Source organism: Corallococcus sp. M7, from assembly GCF_054512695.1.
Genome location: NZ_CM137252.1, coordinates 9,943,706 through 9,955,963 on the forward strand (window position 1 = coordinate 9,943,706; position 12,258 = coordinate 9,955,963).

The following is a 12,258-nucleotide window of genomic DNA, read 5'->3' on the forward strand; positions in this document are numbered from 1 at the left end:
CTACTTCCCGATGCAGAAGCGCTGGAAAAGGGTGTCCAGAAGCGCTTCGGAAACGCTGGTTCCGGACACCTCGCCCAGGGCCTCCAGCGCGAGCCCCACCTCGCCGGAGAGGACCTCCAGGGTGGACACGCGTGAGGCCTCTTCCGCGCGGCCCAGCGCCTCGGCGGTGCGACGCAGGGCGTCCGCGTGACGCTCGGAGACGAGCGCCACCGCGGAGGGCGTGCCACCACCCCACAACCGCGTGAGCACGGAGGTCCGGAGCGCCTCCACGCCTTCGCCCGTGAGGCCACTGACGCGCGGCGGGGCAGGGGCTCCGGCTTCCTCGCCAGGGATGACGTCGCACTTGCCGGTGACGACCAGCACGGGCGTGGCGCCGGCCTCGCGCGTCCACGACGCGGCCTCTTCGCGCGACGTCTCCGGAGGCAGCACCAGCACGGCCAGGTCCACGGCCGCGAGCAACTCCCGCGTGCGCGCGATGCCCAGGGCCTCCACGCGTCCGGGAGCTTCGCGCAGGCCGGCGGTGTCGTAGAGGGTGACGCCCAGGCCATCCCACTCGACGCGGGCCTCCAGCGCGTCGCGGGTGGTGCCGGGCTCGTCGTCCACCAGCGCGCGGGCCTCGCCCACCAGCCGGTTGAACAGCGTGGACTTGCCCGCGTTCACCGGGCCGTACAGCGCCACGCGCGCGCCCTGGCGCACCAGCCGTCCACGGCCCACCTCCGCGCGCAGCGCCTCCGCGGCGGAGCGCAACGCGGTGACGCGAGGACCGGCCTCCGCGTCCGCGCCCTCCGCCTCGTCGGGGAAGTTGAGGACGCCTTCCAGGTCCGCGTGCAGCTCGCGCAGCGGCGTCTCCAGCGCGCGGATCCGCTCCGCCAACGCACCGGACAGACCGGCCGCGGCGGCGCGCACGGCCGCCTCTGAATCCGCGGCCACCAGGTCCGCGACCGCCTCCGCGCGGGTCAGGTCGATGCGGCCATTCAAGAACGCGCGCCGGGTGAACTCACCGGGAAGCGCCGGGCGCACGCGCTCGTCCTCCAACGCCCGCGCGAGCAGCAGCCGCAACAGGCGCGGACTGCCATGCGCCTGGAGCTCCACCACGTCCTCGCCCGTGAACGACCGGGGCGCCTGGAAGTAGAGGAACAATCCCTCATCCAGCACCGCGCCCGCCGCGTCCACGAACGACGCCAGGTACGCATGGCGCGGCGTGGGAGACGCAGGGACACCGGGAGCGAGCCTCCGCCCCACCTCCAGCGCGGCCGGCCCGGACACGCGGAGGATGCCCACGGCCCCCGACGCGGGTGCGGTGGCGAGCGCGACGATGGTGGCGGAGTCAGACGTCATGGAGGGGCAGGGGAGCACCGGCGGACAGGCGCGCACGCATGACTCCCACCCCCCCGAGTCCCTACCGGACGCCCTGCGGCGGAGTGGAGCCGCGAGCGGCGCGCTCCACGTCTTCGCGGTGTGCCTCGATGTACTTCTCCACCTCGGCGTCGTCGACCTCCAGGTCGCGCAGCACGCCCGGGTAGACAAAGCGGAACGCCGGGGACTCTTCGTCCCCTCGCAGGCGGAAGCTCATCTTCAGCACCGCCGCGCCGTACAGCTTGTCCTTCAAACCCTTCGCCTTACCCATTCGTTCCTCTCGCGCCCGCCAACGGCCCAAGCGGACACAGCCGCTCAGGCGTCGACGTCGTCTTCGTCGTCGTCCGGCAGCAGGCTCCGCTTGGGCATCGGGGCGGGCTTCGCCGGGGTGAACACCACGCGTCGGTTGCGGCCTTCGCCTTCCGCCGCCACCTTCACTCCGTCCACTCCTTCTACTGCCTTCAGGACGCGCGCGCGGTCCTCAGTCTTCATCGCGGCGAACGCATAGAAGCGCCCCAGGCTGGCGGACTTCTCCGCGAGCTTGCGGACGGCCGCCCGGAACACCGGATCCTCCTCGACCTGCAGCGTGCGCTCGTCCGCCTCCGCGGCCTTCGCGGGGGCCTGCTGCGGAGCGGGCTTCCCGGCCTGCTGCGCCTGCTGCGCACCGCGAGCGTTGCGCTGCTGCGGCTGCGCGGCCGGAGCGGGCGCCGCGGCCCGGGCCGGCTGCTGCGCGGGCGTGGAAGCCACCTGTGCCACGGACGCGGCCGGAGCGGCGGCCTGCTGCTGCGCCGCCGCGTCACGGCGCGGCCGGGGTTCTGGGTGCGCGCCCGCGCCCAGCATCACCCAGCGGCGCTCCACGCCAGGGCGGTGGAGCATCTTGTTGAGCAGGAACTGGAGCGAATCCAGCACCTGGCTGCGCTTGCCCGGCTCCACGCCCGGAGGCGCGCCGGACTCGAAGTGGAGCGCCACGGACAGGCTGCCGTCCGCGGCGTCCTGCAGGTCCAACCGCGCCGGGAACCCCATCAGCCCGAGGATGTCCGTGAGCAGCTTCTCCACCCGGGGGCGGAAGTCGCCGCCGCCCGCCACCACCTGTGCCCCGCTCACTTGCGTTTGCCTCCCCCGGCGGTGACCACCGCCGGCGTCCCGCCGCCCGTCTGGTTCTTCTTGCGGTCCAGCCACTTGCGCAGGCCCCACTGCTGGCCGATGGAGAGCACGTTGTTCGTGAAGATGTAGAGCGACAGGCCCGCCGGGTACTGCAGCAGCGTGAAGGTGAAGATGATGGGCATCACCCAGGTCATCATCCGCGCCTGCGCCGCGTCCATCATCTGCGGCTGCATCTTCTGCGTGATGATCATCGACACACCCAGCGCCAGCGGCAGGATGTACGTGGGATCCTTGTAGGTGAGGTCGCGCCAGATGGGGCCGAAGAAGGGCTCGCCGTAGATTTCGAAGCTGTTGCGCAGCGACGTGAACAGCGCGATCCACACCGGCATCTGGATGAGCAGCGGCAGACAGCCGCCCAGGGGGTTCACCTTCGCCTCCTGGTACAGCTTCATGATCTCCAGGTTCTGGCGCTCCTTGTCGTCCGCGAACTTCTTGCGGATCTCATCCATCTTCGGCTGGAGCACCTTCACCGCCTCCATGCTGACCATGGAGCGGTAGGTGAGCGGCAAGAGCGCCAGCTTCACCACCACGGTGAGCAGGATGATGGCGACGCCCCAGTTCCCCACGATGCCGTGGAAGAAGCTCATGATGGCGAGCAGCAGCTTGCAGACCACCGCCCAGATGCCGAAGTCGACCGTGTCCTCCAGCATGGGGTGGTAGGCCGTGGTGGACAGGCCGGCCACGGCGCGCAGCTCCGTGCCGGGCACGATGCGCAGGAGGTCGGGGTCCTTGGGGCCCGCGTAGCCGCCGAAGCGGAAGGTGGCCACCTGGCCCGGGGCCACGTTGAGCGGGAAGCCCGCGGACACCTCGCGCGCGGTGGGCGTGGCGGTCAGCGTGCAGTGGCCCTGGAGCGCGCCGTCCAGCGGGTAGAGCGCGGACAGGAAGTACTGCTGGTTGATGCCGAAGAAGGAGATGGGCCCCTTCGTCTCCTCGGGCGGCTTGTCGCCCGGGGACAGGTTGTGGAGCTTGTCCTCCACCCAGCACGCGGAGCGGCTCAGGTTGCCCACGCCGCCGAAGAAGGACGGCGCGTGCTCGAACTCCGGGTCGATGGCGCGGCCGTAGTGAACCTTGAGCTCGCCCGACTGGGCCTGGGCGGAGGTGTTGCGCACCTGGAGGGTGTAGGTGAACTCGAAGCCCTCGCGAGGCCACAGCACCGTCTTCGTCACCTCCCACGGACCCTGGCGGCCGGTGAACACCACGCTGCCGCCGTTGTCGGTGGGGCCCTCCTGCACGGCGTAGCGGGTGTTCGCCGCCAGCGGGGAGGCGCCTTCAATGGTCACCGCGAGCGGCAGCGGCTGGCCGGGCACCGGGTGCGCCACGTTCATCTGCGGCGGCGGGGGGATGTCCTTGCCGAAGAGCTTCTCGAAGCCCTCCTTGACGGTGAGCGACTGCTGCTCGCGCATCTTCGTGCCCTGGAGCACGGCGGAGGTGAGGCCGGCGCCCTCCGAGGAGAAGGTGTACTTCACCTCCGGGCGGGCGAACTCCACGGTGCGCGCGGGGGGCGGCGGGGCCTCCGCGTGGGTGCCGGCGTCCTCGCCCGTGGCGCCCGGCGGCGGCACGGCGGCCATGCCCGGGGTGCCGGCGTCGTTCGTCGCGGCGATTTCCACGCCCGCATCCGCCCCCTCGGCACCCGGGGGCGGACCCTGGGGAGCGAAGAAGAAGGTGTAGGCGGCGGTGGCCGCGAAGGAGAGGGCGAGCGCCAGGAGCAGCCGCTTCTGCGAATCGTTGGACTGGGGCGACAGCGGGTCGTTCGTCATGGAGTTCCCTGTGCCGGCGGCACGGCGCCGGAGGGCGGGCGGAAGCAAACCGTCAGGGGACGGGATCGAATCCACCGGGGTGGAATGGCTGGCAGCGCAGCAGGCGCCAGACGGTGAGGGCGCTGCCCTTCAAACCGCCGTGCTTCTCCAGCGCCTGCATGGCGTAGGTGGAGCACGAGGGATGGAACCGGCACGCCTTCGGCAGCAGCGGCCCCAGGAACCGCCGGTAGAAGCGGATGGGCAGGGCGATGACGAAGGCGAGTGGACTCATGGGGCGGCAGGCTCTTTAGGTGGCACGCGAGGTGCCGGAAAGAGCCGTTGCAGCTTACGGGTGACGCCGTCGAACGCACGGGAAACTTGCGCGAAGGAGGCTTCCTTCGCCGAGGAGCGAACGACCAGGACTACGTCGAGACCGGGGGGCCATTGCCCGCGGTGCTTGCGGAACAGCTCGCGGAGCACTCTGCGCAGGCGTGCGCGCACCACCGCGTTGCCCACCTTGCTGGAAACGGTGAGCCCTACGCGGGAGTGCGCCCGGGAATTGCGTTGAACGAGGGCCAGGAGGCAGTCGGACGGAATCTTCTGACCGCCCTCCTGGACTTCGAGGAACTCACGGCGCTGGAGCAGGCGAAGGGCCTTGGGGAAGCGCTCGTCGGTTGCCTGAGGCACCCGCGGCGCCGCTCCCTCGGCCATCGTCCGTGCGTCCAGTTACTTCTTGAACGACGACACCACCAGGCGCTTACGGCCCTTCGCGCGGCGGCGCTTGAGGACATCCCGGCCGGACTTGGTGGCGTTCCGCTTACGGAACCCGTGGGCGCGGTTGCGCCGGATCTTCGACGGCTGGTACGTGCGCTTGGACACAACGACTCCTGAGAGCTGAAGGCGGCACCTGGGAACTTCCGGCGCGACCCGTACATTGGAAAGGGGGCGTCCGTAACCCTATTTCCTGGACAAGTCAATCTGAAGGATCACCTGCGCCGACCGTGCAGCCCTGCGCCGGGGGGACCGGACGATCATGTAGGAAAAGGGGGGACGGGGCAAGCAACAGTAAGGGGGGTTGTTCCAATAGAGCGAGTGGAGGCGTTCGACCTTCTCGTGGAAGTCGAATTGGAAGCCACCCGGCACACGGAGGACCTGGGCCTCCAGGTGGGTCACCTTTGTGAAAGGGATGCCCCTGAGTCTCAGCGCCTCCGCCAGTTCCGTCCTCGTCATCGAGGGCTCCAGGAACCAGCCTGTGAGCTCCAGGCTGGTGAAGGCTCCCACGCCGTCGCCGATTTCCAGGCAGCTGAGCTGGCCTCGCTCCAGCTGTCCGCGCTCTACCCGCTGGGTACAGCTGCACTGCGCCGTGGCACTAGTACGTCGGCACAGAGGTTTTGAATGGTTCAGGCGGCGGCCTTGGATGCCGCCGCCTGCGCCGTCAGCGGGTAGGACTTACCCAGCTTCTGTCGGGCGGAGTCGACGCTGAAGCGCCAGCGGATGCGGGCGCGCGCGAGATTGCGCTGGCGCTGCCATCGCGCCACCTCGTGCTTGAGTGTCTTCACATCGCCCAGTCGCCGACCCAAGCACTGGCGCGTGAGGATGCTGATTTCAATCTCCACCATGTTCAGCCAGCTGGCGTGTTTGGGCACATAGTGAAATTCCAGTTTGCGCAGGAGTCGGCGCGCCTCCTGGGGCGGAAACGTCTCATAGAGGGCGGCGGCGCTGTGGGTGGAGAGGTTGTCGAGCACCACCCGCACCCGCTCCGCGTCCGGGTAGTGCTCGTCGACGAGGTCCCGCATCTGGCGGGCAAAATCCCTCGAGGTGCGGCTGGGCGTGACGTCCACGTGGCGTCGGCCAGCGTGCACGAAGAGGTTGGCCGTGCCGTTGCGCTGGTATTCGTAGTCGTAGCGGCGGGGCCGTCCCGGGGCCGCGGGCACCGGCGTGCGCACCTCGCCGATGAGTTGGACCGGCGTCTCGTCGAAGCACACCACCGGGTGCGCCTTGTCGGCGGGTGCCGCATACAACTCCAGCACGTCCTCCATGCGCGCCACGTACTCAGCATCCACCTTGGGGATGCACCACATGCGCTTCTGCCAGGGCTTCAGCTCATTCTCCTCCAGGCGTCGGCGCACCGTCTCGCGCGAGAGGCCCTCGTGCTCGGTCAGCCGCACCATCTCGTCGGCGAGCAACTGAAGCGTCCAGCGTGCCCGTCCTGCTGGCGGCCCCGAGCACGCGGTGGCCACCAGCAAGGCTTCCTCCTTGCCACTCAGCTTGCGCTCCGCCCCCGCGCGCTGTTTCTCGTGGAGCGCGTGCGTGACGCCTCCTTCCACGAAACGGCGCTTCACCCGGAAGACGGTGGAGAGGCCCACCTGGACGCTTCTCGCGATGTCCTCGTCGGTGCGTTGGGCATGTGCGGCCAGCAGCACCTGGGCACGCTTGAGGTGGCGCACGCGCCCGGTGCCACCAGACACCAATGCCTTCAGCTCCTGCTTCTCCTCGGGGGTGAGTGTCACCCGGTGGCGTACAGTCATGGGAATCTTGCGCTCCAGCAAAGAATGGAGACGGACTACCCACGGGCACCGCGTGTCGATTCCCTCCGAACCACCACGCTTCACCGAACTGCAGGGCCAATACCTGGCCTTCATCTACGCCTACTCGCGTATCCACCGGCGTGCGCCGGCCGAAGCCGACATGCAGCGCTTTTTCGGTACCAGCCCGCCCACCGTGCATCGCATGGTGCTGGAGCTTGAACGCCTGGGCCTCATCCGGCGCAGCGCTGGCCAGGCTCGGAGCATTGAACTGCTTGTGCGGCCGGAGGCCCTACCCATCCTGCGATAGGCGGGGCCTATACCAACCGGTCAAATCCTCTGTGCCGACGTACTAGAGGACGGCGGCGGTTTCCCGCGAGAGGGACATCACCTCCTCGGGGACTCCCAGCAGGTCCACCAGTTCCTCCGCGGTCATCGAAGGCCGCAACGGCTCCAGGCTCCCAGCCTTCAGCGCGTGCACGAAGTCGATGGCCACGTGGCGGCCGAGGCGAACGTCCTCGAACGCGGGCACCTCCGGGTGCCAGCGCCGGACCTGCTTCAGGACCTCTGCTTCCACGGGAAAGCCTTCGGGAGGGCGTAACTAAAGCGGAAATCTCTTCTGTGCGGGGCCCGGGTTGTCCTCGAACAAGGAGAGCGCATACGACGTGGGCGATCCCGGTAAACTGTCTCGCCGGAGCACAAACGTTCGACCACCCTCTGTTGTCGCTAACACTGTCCTGCGCCCATTCAACGTCGTGCCTTCATGTCTTGGAGGGTGGGCATAACTCGCAGCCCCATGATTGATGGCAGCTGCCCTCACTATTCACGTATATTTGAGGCGCGACGCACCTCAGCCGCCGCCATACCCCAGCTTAAAAGCTGCATGATCTGCGGTACTCAGTGCGTTACCCGCCTATAATAACGCTCATGAACCAGCCAACCCGCAGAGCCGTAGCATACATCGCTATTCGCCTCATTTCAGGCAGGCACGCATCAGCAGTCTACGACTATTCAGAAGGCCGCCATTTCCACTTCAGTGGCGACACAGGTGCCGACAATGTGAATGTGTACGACCACGATCAACATTGCCATATTGGAGGCGCACCGTCCTCGCTGTACCACTTTGGAAATAAGAACCATTTAGAGCTCAAAATCGAAGGGCAGCAGTTTTCCGGCTACGACTATGATTCGAGAAAGCACTTCTCTGGCTCTGTAAACGGGAACTCCGTTTCTCTGTACGACTACGACTCTGGGAAGTACTACAATTTCTCTATTTAGCCCTATTAAAGGAATTGAAGGCTTAGACGGAAACAAGACAAGGCTATTGACGCATCTTGCCTAGCCCCCTGAATCTGACGCTCAGCAGTGGTCCAGTGGTGCGGGCTGCTAAGCGAAAGGGAGCAGTTTATGGTGCCGTGCTGTGCAAAGTGCGGTGGTACAAGCTTCGATAGGAAGAGCAAGAGCTTTGGTGGAATGACGGGGTTCTGGATCTACTGCCAGAGCTGCGGAGCCATCGTTACGTGGACCCCGCGAATCGAGCAGTAGTCTTGATGCGCATGTAGGGAAGATGGACAAGGTCACCAGCCGGTCTCTCTCGCCATCGTCCCACGCCCAATGCCGAGGAACTCGGCGGGGCCATTGGCCGCCCAGCCACAGACCTAACCCGGGCGGCCCGTAGTTATGGGAGTAGCCCAGTCTTGTGGACACCCGAGATGTGAGCCTGGCCCGGCGCTCTCAAGCGATCGTCGCAACAGCTAACGCAAATACTTTGGCAGGTGTTCGCCATGCAAGCGTTTGCCGCGAGCGTCTGTCAAGTTCGTAGGCGATGGCGTCGAGTTGCTTGCTGGAGAGCGTGCTCACAGCGGAGTTTGAATGAAGTGAGCGGCCGGTGGGTGTTGATTGGGCAAAGGGAGCAGCCATGTCCAACACCCATTCGCTCGACCTGCGAGAGCGCGTTATTGCGGCTTGGCCACAAGGCGAGGGCAAGAGCGCCATCGCCCGGCGCTTCATGCTCGGCTACGCGACGGTACGCCGGTACATCGCCCGTTTTGAGGCGAGAGGGAGTGTCCATCCCCGCCCGCATGGAGGAGGCGCCCCTTGAAAGGTGGATGCCGCAGGGGAAGCGCTGCTGCGGCAGTGGATGCGGGAGCGCCCCGACGCGACGGACGAAGAGTTGGCTCGCCAATACTCGCGGCGCGCTGGCAGCACCATCGGCCATGCGGCCGTGAATCGGGTGCTTCACCGAATGGGCCTGACGTGTAAAAAAGTCACTGCGTGACCTGGAAGGCGCCAGCGAGGCCGTAGAAGCACTGCGCTGGAAGTACGCGCTCGCCATGGAGCGGGTGGCGAGCGACATTCTGGTGGTCGTGGACGAGACGGGCTGCCGCACGGACATGACGCGCCTCCATGGACGCGCTCCCCGGAGCGATCGGCTGACGGGGGAGTCCGTCCCTCGCAACCGAGGCTGCCCCACCACCGTCATCGGAGTGCTCACTCTCCAAGGCATCACCGAGCATTTGGAGATGGAGGGCGGCACGGACCTGGAAGCCTGGGGGCGGTTTGTCCTGGAGCACCTGGTGCCCGTGCTCCAGCCGGGCCAGGTCGTCGTCTGGGACAGCTTGGCCGTGCACAAATGCAGGGCCCTCATTGAAGTCATTGAGTCGCGTGGCGCACGCGTCGTCTTCCTGCCACCCTACAGCCCCGCCTTCAGTCCCATCACGCCTGCATGGAGCAAGATGAAAGCGCTGCTGCGCAAGTGGAGGCTTCGCACACGAACCGGACTCCGTCTCGGCATCAAGCTCGCGCTCTCCACTCTTTCTCTACGGGATGCCGCAGGATGGTTTGACCACTGCGGCTACCTCGTAGCTCAGCCCGCTTGAGCTAAGCTGTCAGTTGGAACGCGTGGCCAAACTCTCCAAGGGCGCGCACGTTACCATCCGCAGACGGGTAGCCGGGCTGACCTTGGGCAGAGTGGTCGTCACCCAATGCGAGCTTGTAGGGCAGTAGTACTCTCTGTCGACAAGCCTCGCCGGGCAGGCCCCTTCTGCCTGCGACGCCCAAGGGCGAGCACTAGGACATCCGTAAAAATTTGTTCTATATCGGCCCGCCAATCAGCAGTGCTCGAGTGGAGCCTTGGAGAGGGAGTCGATGGAAGTGCAGGAAAGCCTCGTTCCCAGCTTGAGCCAACCTCTAGTACAGCCGCCCATACAGCCGCCGCGATCACGTCTGTCCGGATGGAAACGTACGATGACGGTTGGCTGGTACGGATTCATCAGTTGGCTTTTCGCGCCAGGCTGGCCAGTACGGATGGCGCAGTTCGGCGCCTCATTCGCGCTGCTGGCGTACCCGTTCTGGAAGCTGGGGTGGTCCTACGGGGTCGTAGGGACCATTATTTGGCTAGTAACGGCCATCCTAAAGATCCGCACGAATCTGGCACCGCGGCATCTTCAACAGGTGAAGGAGAAACGAGTGGAGCGTCAGTTCCTCCACTACCGACTCGTTGAGAAGATGCAGCAGATGCTGGCGGCTCCGGACCCCATCGGCAAAGAGCGGATGCTCGATTTCCGCGTGGAAGTTCTCCAGCTAATTGCGTCCTATGCGCGCAGTCACCGCTCGGACGAGCTTGGGAACATGATTTTCGTCAACCTGCTGGGCGAGGATGACGATCAGTGGAAGGTGCTGGCAAGAGACCAGCGCCACCGGCTCGACGCACCAATCCTGCCTAGAGAAGATTCGCTTGCTTGGCAGGTCTATTTGTCGGGTGAAGCACGGGTCACCGGCGATGTGTACGATGAGTTCCCGAGCACTCCGGCAGGACGACCCTACAGGAGTATTCTCGCCATCCCTGTGTTCTGTGGAGGGACAAAACCTGTAGGGGTGGTGACGATCGATAGTAAGCGGAAGTACCATTTCGACAGCGACCAACTCAACTTAGTGCTGGACCTGAATCCGTTCGTAGCAATGTTGGGGTGGACGCTGATTCCAGTAGACGATAAGAGGGCGCCGCAACTTTCGAGCGGTCAGGGCCGAAGTAAGAAGAAGCCTAGAGGGAGGCCACGATGACCAGCATGGATATGAGCGTGTACCGGAAGGTAGTTTCCGGAGAAATAACGCCCCAGCAAGGCATGGAGACCTTCATGGAGGTCCAGCGCAAGGATCGGCTGCCCAAGCAACCGAGCTGGATGCCCAAGCCGCTCTTCGTGCTTCTAGTCATCGTCGGGGCCGTGGTCTTCGCTCCGTTCATGGCAGCTCGTGACCGAGCCTGAAGGCGAAACACCCAGAAACAGCAAGGGCTCACTCCTTTCTTGGAGTGGGCCCTTCGTCGTTTATGCACCTTCGCCTTGCCTCTGGCCGCGCTAACCCAAGATACGAGTGTCCATTTGTTGCCGCCGGGCCCCCTTGTAGCCATCCCTCCCACCTCTACATCAGGGCGGGCGCGAAGCGCGTAACCTGCTGGAACTCTTGGAGGAAAATGCCCGTTCGACCCCTCGGAAAAGTGGGCAAGGTCGAAAGGATCACCTGCGCCGACCGTGCAGCCCTGCGCCGGGTGGACCGGGCGATCATGTAGGAAAAGGGGGCAGGGGCCAAGGAATGGCGAGCGGGTGGTTCCAGTAGAGCGCGTGGATGCGCTCGACCTCCGCGTGGAAGTCGAAATGGAAGCCGCCCGGCACACGGAGGACCTGGGCCTCCAGGTGGAGTTCCCGCGTGAAGGGGATGCCCCGGAGCCGCAGCGCCTCCTCCAGTTCCGTCCTCGTTGTCGATGGCTCCAGGAACCAACCCGAGAGCTCCAGGCTGGTGAAGGCCCCCACGCCGTCGTCGATCTCCAGGCAGATGAGTTGGCCCTGCTCCAGGTACAACTGCACGACGCCGTAGGACCAGAGGACGGCGCCAGTCTCCCGCGAGACGGACAGCACCCCCTCGGGGACTCCCAGCAGTTCCACCAGCTCCTCGGAGGTCATCGAGGGCCGTAACGGTTCCAGGCTCCCGGCCTTCAGCGCGCGCACGAAGTCGATGGCCACGTGGCGGCCCTGGCGAACGTCCTCGAGCGCGGTCACCTCGGGATGCCAGCGCCGGACCTGATCCAGGGCCTCCGCCTCCGAAGTGAAGCCTTCGGGAGGAAATCCCTGAAGAGGCACCTCTTTCGGCGTGGGTCCGAGGTAGTCCTCATACAAGGAGAGCTCGTACGACGCGGGCTCCCCGGGTGGATCGTAGCGGCGGAGCACGAACGTCCGTCCCAGGGTCGTCGTCGCGAACAGCGTCCTGCGCTCGTTGATCGCCATGCGGTCCTCTCCCTGGCAACGTTGAGTGCATCACGTCAAGGCCGTTCAGGTGCCCCCACCGCCCACCTCGCACAACCCGGCGGAACGGCTCGCGCATGAGGCGGAAAAAGCGGATCCACCGGGAGTGATCATCCCCACCCGCCAGGGCGTCCCGCTGATCCGTGCTACAGGCCGGTTCCTTGATCAGCCGGAGAGCGG

The 12,258-nt window shown here is 66.0% G+C and carries 16 protein-coding genes; 6 read left to right on the top strand and 10 right to left on the bottom strand.

Translation table 11 applies throughout. The features are described from left to right. The 8 genes from mnmE to ACX114_RS40255 form a co-directional block, all read right to left on the bottom strand. Positions 1–1,338, bottom strand: a complete 1,338-nt coding sequence (gene mnmE / locus ACX114_RS40220) for a tRNA uridine-5-carboxymethylaminomethyl(34) synthesis GTPase MnmE (protein ID WP_459293416.1) — start codon at positions 1,336–1,338, stop codon at positions 1–3. 61 nt (positions 1,339–1,399) lie between these two features. Continuing rightward, positions 1,400–1,627: a hypothetical protein gene (locus ACX114_RS40225; RefSeq protein WP_206786481.1), complete on the bottom strand. Its 228-nt coding sequence runs from the start codon at positions 1,625–1,627 to the stop codon at positions 1,400–1,402. Between the two features lie 44 nt (positions 1,628–1,671). Next, a complete protein-coding gene (locus ACX114_RS40230; RefSeq protein ID WP_459293418.1) occupies positions 1,672–2,460 on the bottom strand; it encodes a hypothetical protein in 789 nt (262 codons plus the stop codon). Next, positions 2,457–4,277, bottom strand: coding sequence for a membrane protein insertase YidC (gene yidC / locus ACX114_RS40235; protein WP_459293420.1), 1,821 nt, complete (start codon positions 4,275–4,277; stop codon positions 2,457–2,459). Before yidC ends, ACX114_RS40230 begins: the two co-directional genes overlap by 4 nt. A gap of 52 nt (positions 4,278–4,329) precedes the next feature. Further along, entirely contained in the window at positions 4,330–4,548 is a 219-nt protein-coding gene (yidD, locus tag ACX114_RS40240; protein WP_014400870.1) for a membrane protein insertion efficiency factor YidD, read from the bottom strand. Continuing rightward, positions 4,545–4,967, bottom strand: a complete 423-nt coding sequence (gene rnpA, locus ACX114_RS40245; RefSeq protein ID WP_459293423.1) for a ribonuclease P protein component — start codon at positions 4,965–4,967, stop codon at positions 4,545–4,547. The genes yidD and rnpA overlap by 4 nt, the downstream gene beginning before the upstream one ends. 15 nt (positions 4,968–4,982) lie before the next feature. Further along, complete coding sequence (rpmH, locus tag ACX114_RS40250; RefSeq protein WP_014400872.1) at positions 4,983–5,135, bottom strand: 50S ribosomal protein L34; 153 nt, start codon at positions 5,133–5,135, stop codon at positions 4,983–4,985. A gap of 521 nt (positions 5,136–5,656) precedes the next feature. After that, on the bottom strand, positions 5,657–6,784 hold the full coding sequence (locus ACX114_RS40255) for an IS630 family transposase (RefSeq protein ID WP_459293425.1): 1,128 nt from the start codon (positions 6,782–6,784) through the stop codon (positions 5,657–5,659). A gap of 52 nt (positions 6,785–6,836) precedes the next feature. Here ACX114_RS40255 and ACX114_RS40260 point away from each other — a divergent pair, with 52 nt between their 5' ends. Then, the gene (locus ACX114_RS40260) at positions 6,837–7,091 is read left to right on the top strand and encodes a LexA family protein (RefSeq protein WP_459287847.1); all 255 of its coding nucleotides are present in this window, start codon (positions 6,837–6,839) and stop codon (positions 7,089–7,091) included. A 42-nt stretch (positions 7,092–7,133) separates the two neighbouring features. Here the strand turns inward: ACX114_RS40260 and ACX114_RS40265 are convergent, their stop codons facing one another. Next, on the bottom strand, positions 7,134–7,358 hold the full coding sequence (locus tag ACX114_RS40265) for a hypothetical protein (RefSeq protein WP_459293427.1): 225 nt from the start codon (positions 7,356–7,358) through the stop codon (positions 7,134–7,136). 350 nt (positions 7,359–7,708) lie between these two features. Here ACX114_RS40265 and ACX114_RS40270 point away from each other — a divergent pair, with 350 nt between their 5' ends. The 5 genes from ACX114_RS40270 to ACX114_RS40290 all read left to right on the top strand — a co-directional run bounded on the left by ACX114_RS40270 (position 7,709) and on the right by ACX114_RS40290 (position 11,046). Continuing rightward, positions 7,709–8,059, top strand: a complete 351-nt coding sequence (locus ACX114_RS40270; protein WP_459293429.1) for a hypothetical protein — start codon at positions 7,709–7,711, stop codon at positions 8,057–8,059. A 640-nt stretch (positions 8,060–8,699) separates the two neighbouring features. After that, positions 8,700–8,882 carry a helix-turn-helix domain-containing protein gene (locus tag ACX114_RS40275; protein WP_459293431.1) on the top strand — a complete coding sequence of 61 codons (183 nt, stop codon included), beginning with the start codon at positions 8,700–8,702 and terminating at the stop codon, positions 8,880–8,882. A gap of 232 nt (positions 8,883–9,114) precedes the next feature. Then, positions 9,115–9,660: a transposase gene (locus ACX114_RS40280; RefSeq protein ID WP_459293433.1), complete on the top strand. Its 546-nt coding sequence runs from the start codon at positions 9,115–9,117 to the stop codon at positions 9,658–9,660. A gap of 268 nt (positions 9,661–9,928) precedes the next feature. After that, entirely contained in the window at positions 9,929–10,843 is a 915-nt protein-coding gene (locus tag ACX114_RS40285; protein WP_459293435.1) for a GAF domain-containing protein, read from the top strand. Further along, on the top strand, positions 10,840–11,046 hold the full coding sequence (locus tag ACX114_RS40290; protein WP_459293437.1) for a hypothetical protein: 207 nt from the start codon (positions 10,840–10,842) through the stop codon (positions 11,044–11,046). The genes ACX114_RS40285 and ACX114_RS40290 overlap by 4 nt, the downstream gene beginning before the upstream one ends. A 294-nt stretch (positions 11,047–11,340) precedes the next feature. Here ACX114_RS40290 and ACX114_RS40295 read toward each other — a convergent pair whose 3' ends face one another. Further along, the gene (locus ACX114_RS40295) at positions 11,341–12,060 is read right to left on the bottom strand and encodes a hypothetical protein (RefSeq protein ID WP_459293439.1); all 720 of its coding nucleotides are present in this window, start codon (positions 12,058–12,060) and stop codon (positions 11,341–11,343) included. Positions 12,061–12,258: the final 198 nt, after the last annotated feature.